Below are 20,180 nucleotides of genomic sequence, written 5' to 3'. Positions count from 1 at the left end.
ATGTAGCTAACACGCGTACAAAGATTAGCAACTGCATTTATATTAGTTCATAATCTAAAGTACAATAGTATCTCTAAGTTCGTATAAGACTGTAACATTTCTGCGTAACTTTTAAATACTTCTAGTTACTTCTAATTACTGTGGAGAGGTATTTAACACCTAGTGAAGTTGCCGAGATCTTTGGGATGAGTAGGAGTGGTATTATTAAGTGGATTAGGGAAGGGAAAATAAAGGCTATTGAAATTAACGGTAGGTGGAGAATACCTTACAGTGAAGTAGAAAGATTAATAAGTGGAAAAGAAAAAGTTAAACAAGTAGCAATTTACGCTAGAGTCTCATCAAACACACAAAAGGACGACTTAGAGAGACAACTAAACACGTTAAAGGAATGGGTTAAGAAAACCTTCGGTGAAGTGAGTGTAACTGAAGTTAAGGACATTGACTCTGGATTGAAAGAAGATAGAAGAGGATTAAAGAAACTCATAGAATTAGCCAAGAGGAGACAGATCGATGCAATAGTAGTAGCATACAAGGACAGACTAACACGTTTCGGCTTCGAATACCTCGTTGAGCTATTCAACGCTTACGGAGTAAACGTCATCGTGGCTTTCCAAGATGAGCCAAAGGACTACATACAAGAGTTAGCTGAGGATTTCGTAGAAATCGTAAAATCCTTTGCTTCAAAAATTTACGGCCATAAGTACGAGAAGGTGATAAAATGTGTTGAAGACGTTGAAAAGGACAGTTAGGTTAGAAAGCGACTCTCTGAACAAGTGGAAATACCACGTTCTTAGAGAGATTGAGGAATACCAAAGAAACATAGTTAATGAAATGATTGGCATAATACTCTCTGAGGGCTTGCCCACTACAAGGAAGAAGTTACACGAGAGGTTTTACAGTTATTATAAGGAAAAGTATCCCTTCCTACCTTCAAGGGTTATTGAAGGATCTTATATTATTGCCGGTAGGATAGTTAAGAGTTTTAGGGAGAGGAGAAAGAAAGGACTAACGAGAAAGGAGAAACCAGAGTACAAGAAGGTCGTGATCACAATCCCTAACACGGTAAACTGGAAGTTTAACAAGGTGTCTGTTAGCGTTTTAACCCACAAGGGTTGGGTTGAGATCCCCCTCAAGTTCACTAAACAATTCATCCACTATTTATATGAGGGTTGGAGGGTTTCTCAAGAACTCAAGTTAAGGTTAGTGGGTAGGAGAGTCCTAGTCTGGTTAACATTTGAGAAGGACGTTGAGGTTGAAACGAAAGAAGGTAATTATGTTTCTATTGACGTTAACGAGAATAATATCACCTTAGCAGTTTTTGAGGGTTTCAAGCTCAAGGAGATGAGGCGTTATGAGACTGGATTAGGGAGGATTGTTATTAACTACTCCTTGAGGAGGGAAGAGGTTACTAAGGGGTACTCAACTAAGGACGAGCTAATTAAGAAAAAGTTGAAGAGGTTGAGGGAGAGGGAGAGGAAGCTTGATGTTCTTAGAAAGACCGTTAAGAGGGTTGTTGAGTTGGCTAGGGATTTAAAGGTAAAGGTTGTGGTTGGTAAGTTTTCATCAAAGGCTAAGGAGAGGATGGGGGGTAACAAGAATGGTAAGCTTAGGCATAGGATTCATCAGTGGAGTGTTGTTAAATTCATTGAAATGCTTAAGGCTCAGCCTATTGATGTTGAGGAGGTTTCAGAATCATATACTTCTTCCATAAACCCATTTGATGGTGAGAGGTTGGGGAAGAGTAAGCAAGTAGTGGAGAAGGTTATCAAGGTTTTTAATCCCTACCTGATGACGGGCTCTGCTCACGAGGGTAGGGGTATTAAAGTAATCAAAGTTACTGCTAGGTATTTAGATGGTGGGGAAATATTGTTAGAAAGGGATTCAATTGCACCTCTTAATCTGATGAAAAAGGTGGATGGGAGGGTAGTGGTGTTTCCCTCGACCAACCCCAAGGACTTAAGGGTGACTGTGTATGATCCCTTAAGAGGGGTGCCCTTGGTGGAATTAGAAGTAATTAAAAGTAAGGATAAGTTACGCCACGGGTAAACACTTAAGGAAAGTGCCTTGCCCTATAATTTGACACAACATACTATTTTATTAATACAATGAACAGGTGTACGTTACTTGGCATAAGTATGTTTTCTGAGAACTTTAGAAGATATACTAAAATGACTAAAAATCATCAGAATAGGAAAAGGTTAAAATTGATGAAAACCAATACTAAGCGTTATAATTAATAACGAAGTAAAAAACGTACGGCATATCATTCACAAAATTGGACTTAAAGAGTTTTGTACTCGTCCCTACTTTATATTGGAAATTTTCTATTTACACAGATAAAATACTTTTCTTTATACATTCTGGAGTACTTCTCTGAAAATTAATGTTAATACGATGGAGATAAAATATTGCAAAAGTGCAAGAAAGTCAACACAAAATTATAGGATACTTTTCCTACTTACGCTGGTAGTGATTATAGGAGGTGTCGTGTTCAAAACTATCATTGGGGCATAACATACTAAGTTAAAACTGTCCTCTTCAATAAATACAGTCTTTCGAATTTAAGCTTGAAGAGAATATAACTGAAAAGGGAGAACTTCTACATGATTTCCATTTATAAATTTTGTTTTAGAGTAATTTACATGGTTTAATAGATATTAAAACCATGAAAACGCAATATTAGTTCTATAAATATTAAAACTAAATTATCGTAATTTCTTTATTATTAGTTATATCTCTACCTCATAACAAGCTTAAGGATAAATTACTTCTATTCCCATATCTTTAGCCATCGCCTTAACTCTCTCAGGATATCTATCGTGAACAAAGGGTGTTATAACGTAAACTAAAGTTATCTTAACATTTTTAAGTCTCTCATATAATTCCTTCTTTCTTTTTATTATTGGCAAATCTCCTCTTTTTAATGAGGAAGTTATCTCAATCAATATAACATTACCATCTTTTACTATAATATCATACTCAATGTCAGAAGGTTCTTCATAAACATACCCATCCTTATCATAGAGAATTTCCCTCGAAACCTTCCATCCAGTATTACTTAGAATCTCCCTAATGCCTTGCCTAAAAGAGTCTTCGTTCATAATCCCCCATCTAGCACCAAGACCAGTAATGATAGTTTCTAGTCTCTTTATATCATCCTTTGTGGCCATCGTCTTTTTAATCTCCTCCAATTCTTGCTTAGTAGCCATATTTTGCTTTATTTCTTCTAACTCTTGTTTTGTGGCCATATTTTTAAGGTCTTCCTTCGTAGCAACTATCTTCTTTATTTCTTCTAACTCTTGTTTTGTAACTATCGTCTTTTTAATCTCCTCCAATTCTTGCTTAGTAGCCATATTTTGCTTGATGTCCTCAATTTCTCTACTCAATTTTTCAATATCCTGTTTAGTAGCCAAATTCTGCCAAGGAGTCAACTTAGCCAATACTTGGTAGATTATTTCTGGTCTAGCAGTTAGTACATCTATTAATATAGATGGATTATTGAGCAATACTTTTTTAATTTCTTCCTCTAAACTCACACAATTAAATTAATCTTATGAGAATTTAAATCTACCTTAAATATATTCATATTATATATAGTATAACTAGAGTTTAGCTTTCATCACAACTAGTAATCATTTTATTTTTTCTTTATATAAACTCTCTTCGATTAATATATAAATAACCATAGTATTCAAAGGCAAATGAAGATATTTTATGGTTTAAGAAAAATTAACTATCATATATTTACCACACTTATTATCTAAAAATAAAAATACTTAACTATATACTTCTAAAGGTTATAAGTACTTAAACTTATCAATAAAAGTCATATATCCTACGTATGCAAACGATGTAGAATACGATAGTACAACAATTATCTTAAATTATTCTAGAGAGGTGACTTCAATGATTCATATAATTGATTATACGTGGCTATACATTGAATTTTTAGCATTAAACTCGACAGTATTAAAGATTGAGTTTTATGCGGGGCCGACGAGTTTTTAGCATTAATATTCTCTATGTAATATCGATACTGAATCATTTAAAATAGTAATATTTACTATAGGCTTAAGGTAAAATATCCTGGTAACCTCAGAACCATTATTTATCGGTGCAAAGACTAAAAACTGTCCCCTATTTTTATTTTAGTTAGATTAATGTAAACATACGATACTACAAGCGTTTTATTTCCTAAATTCGTAAATGTAGTACCGGAACCTATTATAAAACTATAATTTCCTATAACGGGATCTTGTTTATATGTAGGAGTAGAAACTGACGTAAATACATATAGTGGATTATTAGAATTATGGTTAACAAAGTACACATTATATACATTATAGGCAGTTACTCCTCCTAATATTAAAGCTACTGCAATTAATATAACCGAAATAGTCTTCCACGAATTCACGTTTTCTCACCATAAATTATTAACGCCTATGGATTGGGATCCATAAAAGAAATTTAAACCTAAACAAATAAAAAAATGACTTTTAAGATACCGTATTTGGAGCCACATAAAATTCTAGCCTTATTATGGAAGAATTATATGCATGGAATCCCACTAGTAATAAAGTATTGCCATATATTGTAGATAAAGCTGTACTTTCTGGAGGATTAGCATCTAGTATCGTAGTTATACCTCCTTCTCCCATACTATTTAATGCTGTTATGTTCACTTTTATACTGAAATTAAGATATTCTGACCCGTCCATACTAAATATAGTATTTTTAACTATTGTAACGTTTAGTAAACGTTTAGTATAGGATTATTGTAGAATTGTACGGGGACATTACTACCAACGTTAATAGATGGATAAACCATGAATGATTCACCTACTTTTGCTTTGCTTAGATTAATATCCACATGCAATAATTAGAGTATAATTCGCTAAGTTTTTGGTTAGTATTCCACTATTAATTACGAATGGATAATTACCAATCAACGGAGTTGATCTATATTCCGGAGAAGAAACTGCCATAACTAGTTTACTACCTAACTTTGGATTATTAGCAGATGAGAAATTAGTTACACTCATATATCTATGTTGACTAATAAATAATACTAAACCTTCTAGCACTATTATCCCAATCAAAATAATAGATATTAATTTCCACTTATTCATATCAATCCATCTCCATTAAGATTTTCCATTTTCTATTCAATATTATAATTTACTTGTTCTATATATATAAATTTTATGTCATAGACAAATATAGTTTATATAGGTGATGTATAGCTTATTCAGTTCTAGAGTATTTATAATAATTCGTTCATTTATAATTTAGTTCACACTTCCATAAACTCATTCCGTCTAGTGATCTAATTACATAATAAATTTCTAAGATAATGCAAAATCTAGTTTTATTAAAAGATAGGGTGATTTAGGGTTGTATTCATATTCTTTAGCCTTGTCAGCCATGTTTTCTAATTTTTCAGCGTCATAAAAATCTGTTTTCTTTCCTCTAAACTCCTTTTCTCTTGATAACACGTTTGGGCTTACTTGTAGTACTTTTACACCCTTCTCCTTGAAGTATTGGCTTGGTCTTATTGCGTATACTCCCGTAGGTTCTAGGACTATTGCGCAAGGTTTCATCTCAAGGATTTCTTCGTAACCCTTCAAGTTGTTCTTGTATTTTCTTTCCCTCCCCCTACTTGTAATTAGATAATCTTTTGATACATCTATTCCTATTACCCCTACCCCTTTGTCACACCTCCCACGGTTGCAAACCCAAGTTTGTTAGAGACGTTAGTATGTAGTGCCTATATTCGTGGATTTTTCCACAATGTTCAGTCCGACGGTAGGGGTTTGTCACGCCCTTGACCGAAGACTTTGCTTCAGTTATCTCCTCGACCATGTTTCCCCAGCCGAGGAGTATTACTCTCCTCGGCTAATAAAACCTATATAGGTTCTTTGCGATTTCATTTTATTTTACCATTTGGAGATTAAATAATTTGATTGTGCATTGACAATTGGAGAGACTAAGAAGTTATACCGTGGACTTAATGGGGATAATGATATATAATCAATTATTTCTTTCATAGAATTATACTAATTTAATAGAGAATATTATAATTCGCAAAGGGCTATCCCGAATTGCCAAATCCTAACATAATCATCAGATCTCTTATAGTATTAATTAATTTCCTCACCTTTCTCTTTTATATTAAAAACTATTTTCTTTTTAGGTTCCAAAACCCTAATAGCTTCAATAATTAACTGAGTAAATAAAGTGAGAAGAAATGAGTTTAGATCCATACTTTTTCCTTCTATGAAATCCTCAGCTGAGATATATTTTTGGACTGCTTAAATTAGAGAGAACCTTAAGTAGGATTGAAGTCTTACCTATCCTTCTACTACCAATTAATACTATAGGTTGTTTACGAGCAATTAGATTAATTAATCCATTAATTTCTCTTTTCTGTCATATGGTTCGTCTGTAGGTTTGCCGAAAATAAATTTCATGGGTATAATACCCATACTTTTTAAAAATTAAGTAGTAACCAGCATTGTTACCTTTATTATAACCCGTCAGCCTTCATAGGGCAAGAGCCTTCTTCCATGATTGCAAACTCAACTTTGTTAGGCATGACATTTGGTATCTTCTTAATGAGCCTGGAGAGACTACTGTACTTTAAACTATAATGTATATATGTTAGTAAAAAAGTGATTAAATGTGGTTATAAAGTTCTATTCCTATGAATTTAAGCTATTCATAGCCGGAATATTATCATTCCTTATAATACATTTTTCAAATATTTTCTATGTTGTTCTGCCAGAAATTCCTAATCTTTCTGTGATTTTTAACCAACTTCTAGATATTATGGTAAATCTGATAGTTTACTCTATAATAGTGTCCTTTATAACTTATAAGCTATTTGAAGGTAATGAGACTGGAAAGTATTACATTATCTGGTTTTGGTCATTATTTATTAATTACTACTTTTTTCACATTACGTTAAACTTTCCATTTAATCTAGGAATTTTCACGGGTTCAGTATTAGCCTTGTTTTTTGCAATTCCACCATCATTAGTTATGTCAGTAATTAGATACAAAAAAGGTGAAGTTAAGGATTCATTACCTACTCATCAACTATGGATGGGTACTGTGATGTTTGTTGCTCTAATTTTACTTTCAATTTATACCGGGATAAAAATAACGTTCTTTCTTTATGGTGCATTTGTCGGATTTCTGCTTTCGTTTTTAGCTATAGGCACAAGTAGAACGTTAATTAACCTATCTTTAGTTCCAATGTTCATTATTGCGATAGAGTATACTGGAAACACAATATATCACGTAACCTTACTAACAATTCTACTTATATTTGGTATATCTTTTCTAGTATTTTGGACTTCCATGAAACCGGCTGTTATAATAAATCAAATAACAGGTGAGATTACTCCTATAGGCGTGGTCAGCTCAAGATATTTTGCTTTAGCTTTACCCGTTATTGTTACAGTTATATGGTATTTTGTTCATTTGATTTTTGTGCACGTAACGTATAGCGAATATATATCGCCTTTGACACTAAACACTTTTCCCTTAATCTTTATGCCTACAGTAATTTTTAGTACATTAGCTGATTATTTGAGAGGAAGGGAGTTAAATAAAATTGTAAGACATTATACAGGCCAAGAAACATCTGGAATAATTGGAGGAGTTGGCCTAGCCGATGGTCTTTGGTTAGACTTAGTTGGAGTTATGATATATTACTTAACTATTATACGTTTCGGCTTTCTTGATGGTAGCTTATTTTATCTAATATTCATATCTCCTATAATTGTTATACTAACAAGATTCACTTAATCTGAGTGCATAAGGAAAATTAGAGTAAATCTGTTTTATTGAATCATGATAGGTTATATAGATGAGGATTAAGTATTGTATATTTGGCACCTATCATAAATCTAAGTTTATAGTTCCTAGAAGCTTTCAGTTAATATTTATTGAAAAGTAGAACATTTACAAGAGAAAAGCTTAATATTCTAAAAACTTGTTGTGAGGTTCATAAAATTACAATTGTAGACCAAGACGAAATAATTTGCGATTTAATCCTTTAATTTCCATAGAAATTATATCAATTCGGATAAAGGCTTATACATTAATCTAGGGTTATTGCTTGCAATATCCAACTTAGCTTTCTCACTAATATTTAGTGAAAGAAATTCTCTTAAATTTTCAGTAATACTCTTAACCCCAGGACCGCCATAATCACTACCGTAAATAGTTTTATAACTTATTTCTTCTAGTCTAGGTAAATATTCTAATAATTTCTTTGGTGGTATTGAAGAAATTTCTGCGTATATATTCCTTCTTATTCTAACTAATTGGAACGCTGTAGGAACATAATTTGGCCTACCCATATGAGCCATAACAATTTTCAGTTTAGGAAAATCAACAGCAACGTCATCCACATTTATAGGGTCAGAATATTTATTCCTAGCTTTTAGGAACACACTTGTCCCAGTATGGATAATAACTGGTAATTCGTGGTCTTGTGCAAATTCATATAATAATTCAAGTTGTTTCAATCCCCCTTCTTCTTCTCTATATGCGTTTGGCTTTACGTGGGAATGAACAGGGTGAAGTTTAAAACCAGATACTCCGGCTTCATATTGTTTTTCTAACCATTCCTTTGCCTCCTGTAAAGTAAGCCTATTCGGTTCTATTCCTCCAATAATGGAAAATCTATTTGCATATTCCTTTACAACTTTTATCATGTTGATAGGGAAATCTTCTTTTGTATTCCATACCTCCCTACTAGGATAAGCTATTATTACTATATAATCAATATTTGCATTGTCCATTTCTTTTATAATATCCGTAAGATTTGGAGGCGTGAAGCTGTAGCCAGAGTTGTTATTTAAGAAATCCTTAGGTAAGGCCTCCTTAAACCAAACATGTGTATGTGCATCTATATAACCCATAAAAATATTGTGAACTTATAGTTTAAAAGATAATTTGATTGATTTCATAAAATTAGATAAGAAAAATTTTCGTCTTGGCAATAGTTTAATTAATCATTTGGGAATACGAAAGAAAAAAGTAAAAGGATTTCTTGCATGTGAGCTACCCCGCCCTGAAGGGCGGAGCTTCCTGCTTCATAGCCCCACCTTGCCCGTAGCTTTTCGCTACGGGTAGAGGGTGGAGCTCCACAGGCACTAAGGATGGCTCCCACCCCGATCTCTTCAATATGTTTAAGCAAGCGTTATAGTCACGATCAGTAACCCAACCACACTTAGGACAGCTGAACACACGGTCAGTCAAAGTTAACTCTTTCTTTACGTACCCGCACTTGGCACACATCTTTGAAGTATATGCTGGGTTTATTAACAACAGTTTCTTTCCATATTTTTCCAACTGATATTCTAGTATTCTCTTCAACTCATGGAATGCAACATCGTGTAACCTCATCCTCAACTTCCTTTCTGACTCCTCCACCAGTTGTTTAACATCTATATCCTCCATTACTACAACGTCATAATGTTGTGCAAACCACTTACCCAACTTCATATAGAGGTCTTGTCTCAAGTTCTTCAAGTGTTCATAACCCCTAGCTAACTTCACTTTTGCTTTAAACCAATTTTTCGACAAGAACTCCTTCCTCGAGAGAACCTTGTGGAGTTTCCTTATCTTCTCAAGTGCCTTCTCATAAGGTCTCAAGTTAGGGAAATAGAATCCATCACTCGTGGTTAGGAGTTTCTCTATCCCAACATCTATTGCAACTACCTTACCAGTCTTTGGGAATTGAGGGAATCCAACACCTTCAACCATGAAGGAGACATATACTCTCTCTGAACGTGTTAGCTTAACTACCACCCTCTTTACTTTATCAAGCGGGAAGTCCCTATGAACAATGACCTTAAACACGCCGAGATTTGATAACCTCAATAACACCAGCTTCTTCTTATTCTTCCTACTCTTAGTCCTTATTTCCCTGCTCTCAAGTATTTTCCATCCACTTTGTGGGTAAACAAGAGAGTAGTACTTATGGGGTTTCTTCTCCTTAGGAAAGTGTGCTAGACCTTTGAAGAACCTATCCCTAGCATCGTAATAACGATCGGCAATTTGCTGTACTACTTGTGAGTAGAGTTGTTGGTACTCCTTATCTTGCTTTCTTAGATCTAGAGCGAGCTGTCTTAACTCCGTTTGTGTAAGACCCTTTCCGTCCCTTTGGTAGAAATAGATATCTGCCCAGCGTAGGGTGTTGTACATCTCACATGCTAACCTCAACTGGGCTTTTAACGCCCTAATTGTTTGATCGTCAGCATATGCACGAAAGCGGAACCCTACGTTGGGCATTAATAAAATGTTCGAGAGTGGATTAAAAAATATTTCTACAAAGGGGGCTATCCATCCCCGCCTTAAAAGGCGAGGTTTTTCGCCCCCTTTGAACCCCTAAACTTTATAAAGGAGCAAAATGTGTTGAGCTTCTTATCTTAAAATTTGACCAAAATATTTATTACCTAATACTCTCAGTTTTGTAAAGTTCTTATTATGATAACAGATCCAATTTCTCTATTGAAATTTGAGCATGCAATTCTTAGAGTCCGCTTTCAAATGATCAAGGAATGCTTAAATATAGAGTTAGGATGGAATATGCTAGAAAATACTCATTATTTTATTGTCAATTGGCATGCAAAAATTGAGGATAAATACGTATTTCCAGTTCTTGAAAAGATGGGGATTAATGTTAAGCCCCTCTCTAATGATCACTTACTCATAGAAAAATATGGGAACTCCGTATTAAAGGAGAAAAGAAGGGATTGGGCTGAAAGGTACATTCGTATAGTTATTGATCACAATCTTAATGAAGAAAAAATATTTCCTAAAGAAATAGAAGAACATGATATATTAAAGGATATTATAGCTGATATGAGAAACTTTTCAGGATACTTTGAGTTTACTGGGTTAAGTGAATATGATCTATATTATTCTGAGTAAATTTCCTAGTTTAATTTTTAAGATAAGTTAAAATTCTCTCGAATTAGATAGTTTAAATCATTTCTCAGTTAGGATAATAAAGAAAATATTACTATAATAAAATTTTATCATTACTGAATTTACGGTAACAAAGGTGCCTATAGCGAAATTAGAAGTAGTTAAAAGTAAGGATAAGTTACGCCACGGGTAAACACTATTAAGTAAATTAGCTTTTTCATATTAATTTTTATTCTTCTCTTAGCTAATCATAGTTGAACGATGAATTGCCACTAGGATCTGAAGGGTGATGAAGCTGGGCTGGTTTAACATTGCTATTAATCATTCATACCCGGAACAATTACCTAATCTATTAGGGCTGTAATTTTAAAGTGTTTTTAGATAAAAAAGAAATGAGAGATATGATAAAAATAAAGAGAATTTATGATCCAGTAGAAAAAGATGACGGGATTAGGATATTGGTTGATAGATTATGGCCTAGAGGTGTTAGGAAAGATAAGGTAGATGTATGGCTTAAAGATATAGCGCCTAGCGATGAATTAAGAACATGGTTTAATCATGATCCTAATAAGTGGGAAGAGTTTAAAAAGAAATATTTTGAAGAACTTAGTAAGAATCCTAAACTGGATATTTTATTACAGTTGATTAAAAAAGGGGAAAATGTGACTCTACTTTATGCATCTAAATCACCATATAATAATGCTGTAGCATTAAAGGAATTTCTAGATAAGATATTTAAAGCGAGTTGACGAGTTATAGTATATGCCTAAATCACCGTTTGAAGTTACTCTATTGATAGAGGATCATCCTTGTGAGGTAATGAAGCTTATATCTACTATGGGCCTAAAAGCAAGCGTAGAGAATGTTAAACTAGGAGATAATGTAACTGATCATATAGTATTATTCGATAACAAAGTTAAAAATGAAGATGTGTTAAAACTTAAATCGGGTAATAGTAAGGTATTAAGGCTCTCAGATAACAGAATATGGGTTAGAACAAATGGTTGTTCTGTATGTAAAGTGCTTTATACCTCTGACGTTGTTGTAGAAAAGATAAAAGTTGTTAAAGAGAGAACTTTACTCTATACTCTTTTAATTCCTAATACCTCTTCATTAAAGGAGTTTTTATCAAAGCTAACGAGTCAAGGAGTTAAGGTTACTGTAATAAGTACAAACGAGATAACTGGTAACGAGTTGACTGAGAGACAGATGGAAATATTAAAATTGGCTTATAGATTAGGGTACTTTGATGATGATAGAGGCATAACTCTAACCGAATTGGCTAATAGATTGAACGTTTCTGCACCAACTCTGGAAGAAATATTACGAAGAGCTTTAAGAAAAGTAGTTAAATACTATCTTGATAAAGTAGGATAAAGGATTTAAATTAGAGTAATTCTAATTTCATTGATAATTAGAAGTGTACAAAAGATAGTTCAAATGAAATTTTATGAGTTCAAATAATATTACAAATATTATTTGACTAAAATTACTTGTGACCGTAACAAGTGTCACAAAACATGACAAAACTAACGACAAGCTCACCCTACCCCTAATCTTTTAGGTATACTATATTAAACTCACATAAACAAATCGGAACATATGAAGTTACCATTATTACTTATGATTTCAGGGATAATACTTCTACTATTTGGAGGTATACCAGCAGTTTTCGAATTTATGAATATGCAAGGATTCTTTATAGATCCTACAAGTAGTTTATTCCCAGCACACTGGTTTATAATGATATTTGGTTTCTTTGGTTTACTAATTGGAAATGAAATATTCGTAGCGTTAAGCATAGAATGGAGTGGAAAAACTGCAGATAATCGGCTGATAGCGTCTTATCTAGTATTTACAATTCTCGGTATAATCTCATTTTTCTATAACCAACAGTTGGGATTTATTTTTATCCTTATTGCGATGAATATTTTACTTTACTACTCGCAAGAATATCTTGGAAAATCAAGAATAGGAATAAATCCGACTGTTTATAACTGGCTACTTTTCTATTCTTTAATGATAACAATTGTTATAATCTCAGTTCAAATTGGGTTAGGATATGCAATACCTTATTTGAATCTAATATTCCCAACAAGTATGATATTTGCAGTCATGACTAGGGATATAGGATTAGTAACTAGAATTAAAATATCCAGTTCAAGAAATTGGGAAAACATATTAGCCTTCATTTTACTGGTCGTAGGGATGGGATTTAGAGAAAATGTGTTAATGCTCCTTGCTTGGGTTTTATCATTTCACGCTTCAGGACTTTACAGACCAAAGGGAAGAAGATACCCAATATTACATTTAACTACTGCATGGATTTATTTACTGATTGGTTCTATTTTCATTTCTAACTATGATGTATTCATTCACTCAATTGCAGTTGGTTTCCTTTTCAATACAGTCTTTGGAGTAGATGTTGTCTTAATGGATCTATTTGCTAATGCTTTTCAAAAGAGGGTTTCTGTAAAGCCCTCATATATTCCATTTTTCTTACTTAATATAGGACTAATCATGAGACTGTTATACGACTTTGGCTTTACCACACCAATTTTTATATTGGCCTCACCATTACAAGGAATAGGAATTTTATCGTTCTTTATCCTTACCTTAAGACAAGTGTTGATTAAATGAATATATAGTGCATTTCATAGGAAAGGCATAGGGTAAATGATATTTATCGATACAAAATATATCTTGTCGCCTCGATTGTCTCGCCCAATTTTTACATCTTAAGGTAAAACTAGTCTTTTGCAATTATTATGAAAAGACTATAATTCATAATCTATTAATCTACCTAGATAGTAAATTTTTTAATTATAGTATAATTTACGAATACGATAATAATGGTGGCCAAAAAAAGTAATGACTTTGGAAATATTGTAGATTTGTTTATAAAGGAAAATAAACCCTGTTAAAAGAAATTTGAGCAAAGTTTATAAAGATGTAGTTAGTTGATTATAAAGGTGTCAGCATGGTTGAATTAGTAGATATTAATGATGTAGAGTCTCTCATGAAATTTTTTAATTTCTCTAAAAAGCTTATAATTCCTATTAAAATTATTTCGGATAAGGAGAAGTTCTTTAATTATATTCTTCCTAGGCAGGGAGCATTTTGTATTATAAGACCAAAGGATTACGAAATAGAGAGTGTAATTAAAGAAATAAGAGAAAATCCATTTTATATATTTATTTCTGAAGAACTTAAAGATGAGTTAATATTACTATACTAAGAAAAAATATTTAGCTATTTAAATCATAACCTACGTTTCAATCATCATATGAACACTTATACTTCTATTTATTCAATTGCTATTAAATATTTGTTTTTATTCACCTATTAATACACTAATCAGAAGCTGAAAATAACCTGAGTCATGAGGAATCTATTATGTAAAATTAATACTTTTTTATAAAGTCATACTTTAATGGAAAAATATTCTTATTAAGGTTTTATACGAATTTAGAAAGATTACTTTACTTTAAGTTACTAGTAAGTATAGTTTCTATGAAAACTAAAATGTTCCAATAATTATGAATAGAAAATCAAAGAATAAAAAATTATTTTATCATTATATCTTTGAATATATTTTAGCGTATATAGCATATAATACTAATGTAATTCAACAGAATCTTTAATTATCCCCTTCTTATTTAACTTTGATCTAATCCAAGATCTAAAATCATAAAACATTATGTTATTATAAGGGCAAGCTTCGACACAATCTCCTACACCTATACATTTGAATGATTTGAATTCTCCTTTCTTTATGAAAGATGCCCTCATATCTGTTAAACCTACTGGACAAGCATTCGCACAATCTACTGTTTTACAATTTAAACATTGTTTAGGATCTTTTATTTTAAGCTTGAAAAATCCTAAATATCCAAATAATTGATTAAATGAGCCCCAAGCACAAATCCCGCTGTTTACGCAAGCATAATTCCCCAGAAATGGCATTAACATGAATTGGATATACCAAATTACGTTAAAATACAAGCTTGCATAAAATACTGTAGGATCATTGCCTAAAATTGAAAAAGTTATAATACCCTCATAATCTAAGTACGAGAGAACGGCAAATACCAATAAAGAAGACCACGTTAAAATCATTACCCATTTATACCACGAGTTTAACCTAGAGGTCAAAGTTTTTCTTCCGATTTTTGAAGATCTGTTATACTTTTTCATAGAGTCAAGGAATGTTCCTTGTAACATATATGGTGCTGTACATGTCACAGAACATATTTGCCTTGAACCAAACATAAATGATAATACTGCGGTAACTACAAAAGTGCCTATTATACCGTCAAATAAATATGAAGGCTCCACAGGCCCATAAGTCCCAAGACCATTAAACCACATGTAAGGAATATATTGAACTTGATTCGAAATTGGTGAAAATGATGGCAGATAAATACTGTAAAATGTGTAAGCAAACATCATTAGCAGATATCTTATCTTATTTTCCAATTTATTATACTCAATAACCCTAAATATTCCAAGTATTCCTAACCAAATTCCCATGCTTATCATAAACCACGAACTTGCAGTAACTGAGGCAAAGGCAGATAATGCGTCTAACAATATAAAGGAAGAGCCGAATTGATTAAACAAAGAAAAAGTTGTTGTTACTAGATCTAAGAATCCACTTGCAAACCAAACTAATACAAAGGCTGAAAGCAGAAGAAGAAAAGCTACTTTGGAGTTTTCTAAATAACTAACCTTTATCCTAATTTCCCTTCTAAGCCTAAAAATACATAGTGAAACTGGAATTATGTAAGATAAAAAGATTAAGTTTGTTAAATTATATAATTCCTTGAAGAAAAATATAGCATATATAAATGATAGGATCGCAAGAATTTCAATAACCATATAAGGTTTGTTTGTGGGCATAAATCTCTGTAAATAAAGTCCTTGAAAGAGTAATCCTACGAATATTAAAGTGAATATTACTGAAGGTATTGGAAAGAATATAGTAATAGGAACTATAATTAAAGCTAAAATATATGATTTATTTAAAATTTTTAAAGGAAAAGAAAAAATTAACTTATTTATCTTATTCATAACTTATCACTTCCTAAATAGGATATGGATATATATCTGGATCGCTAAAGAATAATACCATGTTAGAGTTTGTAGCACTAAATAATTGTGATGGTGATGTTATTCCGGGTACAACAACATCTAAGCCAGGTTTACCTAAAGCTAACCAAATTGGATTATTTGCATTTGCAGTTGCAACAGCACTATCATAAGTCTGCATTGCTTGTTCTAATGCACTGATACTATTCAAGCAGTATTGTGTAGGATCAGTTTGGTTTGATGGAACTATTTGTTGGCATTGACCAGTTATTGGATTAGGGAATATATTGGGGTTAAAGACTAAGACTACTACAATATACCATGGTATAGAAGTATTAGTTGTAAATGTTACTAAATGATCGTGTGCTGGAGTTGGTAATACTCCTTCTGGTAATCCAAAAACACCATTCTTTATTCCTAAATACTGTTCAACTATAGTGAAGGCTGGAGAATATATTAAACTCATGTGGTCTGGGCATGCTGTAGGAGTAAGAGCAGCACCACATTGAGTATAAATTGTATAGTTTTCTCCGTTATACTTAAATACTGGGAATCCTTGAGGTGTTGCACCTAAGCTTTGTACTCCAAATATTGATAAACCAGCAAATGCTGGTACTAGTACAAATACTGGTGCGGCACCCTTTGGAAATGCTGATATATTACCAGCCCCTACTTCACAACCCATAGCTACTTTACTTTGATTTACAGCATTAGGGAAGAAAACCGTTGCATTAGGAGTACACATAAACTGTGCAGTATATAAGAATGTTATTACTTGTCCATCATAGAAAGCACCACTAGCATTTACGGTTATGGGTCTTACAACAGTAGTAGTCTGAGTAGAAGTTTGAGTAACTGTTTGAGTAGAAGTTTGTGTTGTAGTCTGAGTAACTGTTGAAGTGCTAGTTTGAGTAACTGTAAGAGTACTTATTGAGGTAGTAGTGACTGTAGATGGTTTTTTAGTAGCATATAGCGCGAACCCAACAGCTGCTATTATTATTAATACTATTACTACTCCTGCAAAAACTATATTAGATACAGCTCTCTTCTCTTTTTTCATTTTTTCAAATCACTAATAAAAAAGATCTTTCAACTATCTATAAACATGTGTTTAAAATTTTCTAACGTAAACTAATATAACATGTTATATTCCGTAAATCTATGATAAGAAGAAATTTAAGATACTTTCTCTTAGCTATTATATTAATAATTGTTATTGTAGGAGTAAGTATTTTCTCTTCAACAAAAACTACAACAACTTCAGTAATAGGAAAAACTATTCCTAACAATTTATATAATCAGCTAGTAGAGTTAAGTGATCAAGGCTACAATATTACTGCATTACCTACGTACTACTTTAAAGTATCTCCTCTCAATTTCTCTTCAAACGGTAAACCAGCAGTCATCTTTGTAGGTGCAGAATGGTGTCCTTACTGTGCAGCTGAAAGATGGGCATTGATAATAGCTCTTCTTAGATTTGGTAATTTTTCCGGCTTAGAATACATGCTTTCAAGCTCTACTGATGTCTATCCTAATACTCCAACTTTCACTTTTGTTAATGCCACTTATTCGAGTCCTTACATAACATTTTATGGAATTGAGTACCAAGATAGAAATTATCAACCACTCGAAAAAGTTCCTAATCAAGTCTATTATGTTTGGAGCAATTACGCAAACTTATCAATTCCATTTATTGTAATAGGATATTATTATAAAGTTGGAACTAGTATTGATCCAGGCTTACTATCTAATCATAACTGGACTTACGTAATAGAGCAACTTCATAATCCTAATAGCCAAATTTACAAAGAAATTTATGCAGAAGCTAATCTAATAACAGAAATGATATGTAAGGTGGATGGAGGAAAACCTTACTCTGTATGTTCACATTTTATACAAAATGATTACATTCCTAACATATACATAGGTGAGGAACTACGCGTAGAAAAATAGGGCTAGGACTTTCTATAGTAGGTGTTGCTGACTCTTTGTATCTATATTTACATCTATTGTTAGAAAAGATCCCAACATATTGTAATGTGTCCGCTATAATAGATTGTCATAAAGTTGAGTTAAGCGTGTATTCGCATTTTTTAGGAATACCCGACTCTTTATTAGGGTTGATATACTTTTCAATTATGACAGTACTTTGGCTTATAGGAATAGAAGAAATACTCAGATATTTATGGATTGTAGGTGCTATATTCTCAATATATCTTATCTATACAGAAATATTAATAGGAAGTTTATGTATTTATTGTACTCTAGCACACTTATGTTGCCTTATTCAAGGAATAATATTATTCAAAAATAATTAAGATAAAAGAAAAAGAAGATTATTCTAGTTTAGCACTTATAGGAAAATTGTTATAGATATAATAACGTTAAAAAAATATAAAAAATTCTCTTATTAACTGAAAATTTATTTCTGATAAGCGATAAGACTAAGAAGTAAAATTAAAAAATTTTATTAACTCACGAAAAAAATTATAATTTTTTATGGTAAGGGAATTTCGTTAAACTACTACTAGTTATAACGATTTAATATTACTTACCAACTTTTCAGCAAGAATTTGTGGCGTAACAATGCTTTGCAATGCTTTAATAACTTCACTTGGCATAATCCTACCTAAAATTCCTATGTTTACAGCCATAGACGATAATATATAAACTTCAGTTTGATCTTCTGTCAGTCTTTTTAGTCTAAATGATATCTCGTAGATCAATTTATCTGAATTAAACTTATACTCTAACATATCAAAATCAAGTTTTGGCCCATCTAAATTACCTATTATAACCCTCTTTAATACAGTTCCCATTCTGATCCTCTTAAAAGGCAAATATAATATAGCCCTCTTCTCATCTACTGGTATTATTAAATTACTTATTCCAAAAATTAATTTAGGATTCTTTATTATATTGAAGACCTCATCCCTATTTAACAAAACTTTAGTACTGGTTGAATAGTTAATCCTATGCCAATACTTACTCCTAATATGCTTTTTAAATTCTCTCTCTCCCTCAAATTTTTCTCCACAACATTCATAAACCATAATGCGTTTTTTCTAAGTTGAATATAAATAATTTCATTAAAATTATTCTAACGAGAAGTTCATTTAAAAATATAATCATAAATTATCATAACATCAGCATCTTTGTCCACTTCCCTAGCGGCGCTTATATACTTCCTTGCCCTTTCCATATTATCGGCATAACATACTGTAATACCGGCGTAACCATCTGTAAATTGCCAAATTTTACAATCTTGTAAAACAATTGAAATATCTTCGATTTTATTAGAAAACATAGAGAATATTACAATATCAGTTTTTCCTAGTTCTATTTCGGGTACAACAAGGATTAAACCTCTGTGTCTTAAATATCTTATATGTTTTTCCACTATTTTACTGTTGACTCCAAGCTTTTCAGCTATATCGACTGGCTGAATTCTCGGATCTTTCTTTAACTCTTCTACAATTTTAATATCTAAGTTTGACGGTTTAAAAAGAGATTGAAGTGGAAAATAAGAAAGTACTGGGTCACCTAATTGTTTGGCCATATAACTTAGCCTATCCTTAAGTTCAATATTATCCTTTGCCTGAACACCATACACGTTAAGCCACTCAAGGCACTTTAACTTAAATGAGATAAACTCGCCATCCAAATCATTATAATTTTTAAATGCAATATAAATCTGTATTTTTCCATAAAAATTAGGATTTATATATAGCTTAAATCCTTTTAATATTCCATCATCCATTAATTTCTTAAAACGATAATTTAAACTTGCTGGAGTAAGGCCTAGAAGTGAAGCTATTTGTCTTTGTGATATTCTACCATCTCTCAAAAAATAAAAAAGAATTCTCTTGTCTATTAAATCCATGTTTTCACACTTTCTTTATGTTTTGCCTAATTTTATTTATTACGTCTTGTGGAATTTCATTTAATCCATGGGCTTTTTTAGCATGAATCTTTAAAATTTCCATAAGCTCATCTTCTGTAGAGGCGTTCTTTATCTCAAATCCGCAATTCATACCTATGCTAGAACATTGAAACTCAAACTTCTTTTTTCTTCCAAATCCAAATACCATACCAAACATGTTGATAAGATAGTTTTAAGGATTAATTAGAAACATTTTAAC

At 32.2% G+C, this 20,180-nt stretch carries 21 protein-coding genes and 1 pseudogene; 10 read left to right on the top strand and 12 right to left on the bottom strand.

Features of this window, described 5'->3' with window-relative positions:
• Nucleotides 1–140: 140 nt before the first annotated feature.
• Complete coding sequence (locus tag D1869_RS08990; protein ID WP_156014807.1) at nucleotides 141–749, top strand: IS607 family transposase; 609 nt, start codon at nucleotides 141–143, stop codon at nucleotides 747–749.
• Nucleotides 721–2,046 (top strand): IS200/IS605 family accessory protein TnpB-related protein, encoded by a 1,326-nt coding sequence (locus D1869_RS08985; RefSeq protein WP_156014806.1) that lies wholly within the window; start codon nucleotides 721–723, stop codon nucleotides 2,044–2,046. Before D1869_RS08990 ends, D1869_RS08985 begins: the two co-directional genes overlap by 29 nt.
• Before the next feature lie 707 nt (nucleotides 2,047–2,753).
• On the opposite strand, the gene D1869_RS08980 is transcribed toward D1869_RS08985, so the two are convergent.
• From D1869_RS08980 to D1869_RS08960, 5 genes and pseudogenes are all read right to left on the bottom strand, one after another.
• Nucleotides 2,754–3,536 carry a PD-(D/E)XK nuclease family protein gene (locus D1869_RS08980; protein WP_156014805.1) on the bottom strand — a complete coding sequence of 261 codons (783 nt, stop codon included), beginning with the start codon at nucleotides 3,534–3,536 and terminating at the stop codon, nucleotides 2,754–2,756.
• A gap of 587 nt (nucleotides 3,537–4,123) precedes the next feature.
• Nucleotides 4,124–4,414 carry a hypothetical protein gene (locus D1869_RS08975; RefSeq protein ID WP_156014804.1) on the bottom strand — a complete coding sequence of 97 codons (291 nt, stop codon included), beginning with the start codon at nucleotides 4,412–4,414 and terminating at the stop codon, nucleotides 4,124–4,126.
• Between the two features lie 82 nt (nucleotides 4,415–4,496).
• Entirely contained in the window at nucleotides 4,497–4,718 is a 222-nt protein-coding gene (locus D1869_RS08970; protein WP_156014803.1) for a hypothetical protein, read from the bottom strand.
• A 141-nt stretch (nucleotides 4,719–4,859) separates the two neighbouring features.
• Nucleotides 4,860–5,129 carry a hypothetical protein gene (locus D1869_RS08965; protein WP_156014802.1) on the bottom strand — a complete coding sequence of 90 codons (270 nt, stop codon included), beginning with the start codon at nucleotides 5,127–5,129 and terminating at the stop codon, nucleotides 4,860–4,862.
• Between the two features lie 261 nt (nucleotides 5,130–5,390).
• Nucleotides 5,391–5,862: pseudogene (locus D1869_RS08960) on the bottom strand (hypothetical protein); the annotation flags it as partial.
• Nucleotides 5,863–6,681: 819 nt separating this feature from the next.
• Between D1869_RS08960 and D1869_RS08955 the strand changes: the two are divergent.
• Nucleotides 6,682–7,812, top strand: coding sequence for a hypothetical protein (locus D1869_RS08955; RefSeq protein ID WP_156014801.1), 1,131 nt, complete (start codon nucleotides 6,682–6,684; stop codon nucleotides 7,810–7,812).
• A gap of 266 nt (nucleotides 7,813–8,078) precedes the next feature.
• Here D1869_RS08955 and D1869_RS08950 read toward each other — a convergent pair whose 3' ends face one another.
• Complete coding sequence (locus D1869_RS08950) at nucleotides 8,079–8,933, bottom strand: amidohydrolase family protein (protein WP_156014800.1); 855 nt, start codon at nucleotides 8,931–8,933, stop codon at nucleotides 8,079–8,081.
• Between the two features lie 142 nt (nucleotides 8,934–9,075).
• The gene (locus D1869_RS08945; RefSeq protein ID WP_156014799.1) at nucleotides 9,076–10,308 is read right to left on the bottom strand and encodes an RNA-guided endonuclease InsQ/TnpB family protein; all 1,233 of its coding nucleotides are present in this window, start codon (nucleotides 10,306–10,308) and stop codon (nucleotides 9,076–9,078) included.
• Between the two features lie 195 nt (nucleotides 10,309–10,503).
• Between D1869_RS08945 and D1869_RS08940 the strand changes: the two genes are divergently transcribed.
• The 5 genes from D1869_RS08940 to D1869_RS08920 all read left to right on the top strand — a co-directional run bounded on the left by D1869_RS08940 (nucleotide 10,504) and on the right by D1869_RS08920 (nucleotide 14,185).
• Nucleotides 10,504–10,950 (top strand): hemerythrin domain-containing protein, encoded by a 447-nt coding sequence (locus D1869_RS08940; RefSeq protein WP_156014798.1) that lies wholly within the window; start codon nucleotides 10,504–10,506, stop codon nucleotides 10,948–10,950.
• A gap of 398 nt (nucleotides 10,951–11,348) precedes the next feature.
• Nucleotides 11,349–11,696 carry a DUF488 domain-containing protein gene (locus D1869_RS08935; RefSeq protein ID WP_156014797.1) on the top strand — a complete coding sequence of 116 codons (348 nt, stop codon included), beginning with the start codon at nucleotides 11,349–11,351 and terminating at the stop codon, nucleotides 11,694–11,696.
• A 13-nt stretch (nucleotides 11,697–11,709) separates the two neighbouring features.
• Complete coding sequence (locus D1869_RS08930) at nucleotides 11,710–12,324, top strand: helix-turn-helix domain-containing protein (RefSeq protein WP_010979649.1); 615 nt, start codon at nucleotides 11,710–11,712, stop codon at nucleotides 12,322–12,324.
• A 225-nt stretch (nucleotides 12,325–12,549) separates the two neighbouring features.
• The gene (locus tag D1869_RS08925; protein WP_156014796.1) at nucleotides 12,550–13,587 is read left to right on the top strand and encodes a nitric oxide response protein; all 1,038 of its coding nucleotides are present in this window, start codon (nucleotides 12,550–12,552) and stop codon (nucleotides 13,585–13,587) included.
• Between the two features lie 340 nt (nucleotides 13,588–13,927).
• Nucleotides 13,928–14,185, top strand: a complete 258-nt coding sequence (locus D1869_RS08920; protein ID WP_156014795.1) for a DUF4898 domain-containing protein — start codon at nucleotides 13,928–13,930, stop codon at nucleotides 14,183–14,185.
• A gap of 380 nt (nucleotides 14,186–14,565) precedes the next feature.
• Here the strand turns inward: D1869_RS08920 and D1869_RS08915 are convergent, their stop codons facing one another.
• The gene (locus D1869_RS08915; RefSeq protein WP_156014794.1) at nucleotides 14,566–16,020 is read right to left on the bottom strand and encodes a 4Fe-4S binding protein; all 1,455 of its coding nucleotides are present in this window, start codon (nucleotides 16,018–16,020) and stop codon (nucleotides 14,566–14,568) included.
• A gap of 13 nt (nucleotides 16,021–16,033) precedes the next feature.
• On the bottom strand, nucleotides 16,034–17,098 hold the full coding sequence (locus tag D1869_RS08910; RefSeq protein ID WP_156014793.1) for a hypothetical protein: 1,065 nt from the start codon (nucleotides 17,096–17,098) through the stop codon (nucleotides 16,034–16,036).
• 101 nt (nucleotides 17,099–17,199) lie between these two features.
• Here D1869_RS08910 and D1869_RS08905 point away from each other — a divergent pair, with 101 nt between their 5' ends.
• Nucleotides 17,200–17,991 (top strand): DUF929 domain-containing protein, encoded by a 792-nt coding sequence (locus D1869_RS08905; RefSeq protein ID WP_156014792.1) that lies wholly within the window; start codon nucleotides 17,200–17,202, stop codon nucleotides 17,989–17,991.
• Nucleotides 17,992–18,026: 35 nt separating this feature from the next.
• On the top strand, nucleotides 18,027–18,356 hold the full coding sequence (locus D1869_RS08900) for a vitamin K epoxide reductase family protein (RefSeq protein ID WP_221267150.1): 330 nt from the start codon (nucleotides 18,027–18,029) through the stop codon (nucleotides 18,354–18,356).
• A gap of 213 nt (nucleotides 18,357–18,569) precedes the next feature.
• Here D1869_RS08900 and D1869_RS08895 read toward each other — a convergent pair whose 3' ends face one another.
• The 3 genes from D1869_RS08895 to D1869_RS08885 are packed head-to-tail and all read right to left on the bottom strand — an operon-like array spanning nucleotide 18,570 to nucleotide 20,129.
• Complete coding sequence (locus tag D1869_RS08895) at nucleotides 18,570–19,091, bottom strand: hypothetical protein (protein WP_156014791.1); 522 nt, start codon at nucleotides 19,089–19,091, stop codon at nucleotides 18,570–18,572.
• Between the two features lie 59 nt (nucleotides 19,092–19,150).
• Nucleotides 19,151–19,921, bottom strand: coding sequence for a winged helix-turn-helix transcriptional regulator (locus D1869_RS08890; protein ID WP_156014790.1), 771 nt, complete (start codon nucleotides 19,919–19,921; stop codon nucleotides 19,151–19,153).
• Nucleotides 19,922–19,925: 4 nt separating this feature from the next.
• Entirely contained in the window at nucleotides 19,926–20,129 is a 204-nt protein-coding gene (locus D1869_RS08885) for a DUF1059 domain-containing protein (RefSeq protein WP_156014789.1), read from the bottom strand.
• Nucleotides 20,130–20,180 lie beyond the last annotated feature (51 nt).

It is taken from the genome of Sulfurisphaera ohwakuensis (assembly GCF_009729055.1).
Classification (GTDB): domain Archaea; phylum Thermoproteota; class Thermoprotei_A; order Sulfolobales; family Sulfolobaceae; genus Sulfurisphaera; species Sulfurisphaera ohwakuensis.
This window is presented reverse-complemented; position numbering and strand designations above follow the sequence as displayed.

Bases quoted from the DNA above. Each gene is read 5' to 3' on its own strand.
- D1869_RS08970 (WP_156014803.1), bottom strand. From the start codon at position 4,718: ATGGACGGGTCAGAATATCTTAATTTCAGTATAAAAGTGAACATAACA.
- D1869_RS08965 (WP_156014802.1), bottom strand. From the start codon at position 5,129: ATGAATAAGTGGAAATTAATATCTATTATTTTGATTGGGATAATAGTG.
- D1869_RS08950 (WP_156014800.1), bottom strand. From the start codon at position 8,933: ATGGGTTATATAGATGCACATACACATGTTTGGTTTAAGGAGGCCTTA.
- D1869_RS08945 (WP_156014799.1), bottom strand. From the start codon at position 10,308: ATGCCCAACGTAGGGTTCCGCTTTCGTGCATATGCTGACGATCAAACA.
- D1869_RS08940 (WP_156014798.1), top strand. From the start codon at position 10,504: ATGATAACAGATCCAATTTCTCTATTGAAATTTGAGCATGCAATTCTT.
- D1869_RS08935 (WP_156014797.1), top strand. From the start codon at position 11,349: ATGATAAAAATAAAGAGAATTTATGATCCAGTAGAAAAAGATGACGGG.
- D1869_RS08930 (WP_010979649.1), top strand. From the start codon at position 11,710: ATGCCTAAATCACCGTTTGAAGTTACTCTATTGATAGAGGATCATCCT.
- D1869_RS08925 (WP_156014796.1), top strand. From the start codon at position 12,550: ATGAAGTTACCATTATTACTTATGATTTCAGGGATAATACTTCTACTA.
- D1869_RS08920 (WP_156014795.1), top strand. From the start codon at position 13,928: ATGGTTGAATTAGTAGATATTAATGATGTAGAGTCTCTCATGAAATTT.
- D1869_RS08915 (WP_156014794.1), bottom strand. From the start codon at position 16,020: ATGAATAAGATAAATAAGTTAATTTTTTCTTTTCCTTTAAAAATTTTA.
- D1869_RS08910 (WP_156014793.1), bottom strand. From the start codon at position 17,098: ATGAAAAAAGAGAAGAGAGCTGTATCTAATATAGTTTTTGCAGGAGTA.
- D1869_RS08905 (WP_156014792.1), top strand. From the start codon at position 17,200: ATGATAAGAAGAAATTTAAGATACTTTCTCTTAGCTATTATATTAATA.
- D1869_RS08895 (WP_156014791.1), bottom strand. From the start codon at position 19,091: ATGGTTTATGAATGTTGTGGAGAAAAATTTGAGGGAGAGAGAGAATTT.
- D1869_RS08890 (WP_156014790.1), bottom strand. From the start codon at position 19,921: ATGGATTTAATAGACAAGAGAATTCTTTTTTATTTTTTGAGAGATGGT.
- D1869_RS08885 (WP_156014789.1), bottom strand. From the start codon at position 20,129: ATGGTATTTGGATTTGGAAGAAAAAAGAAGTTTGAGTTTCAATGTTCT.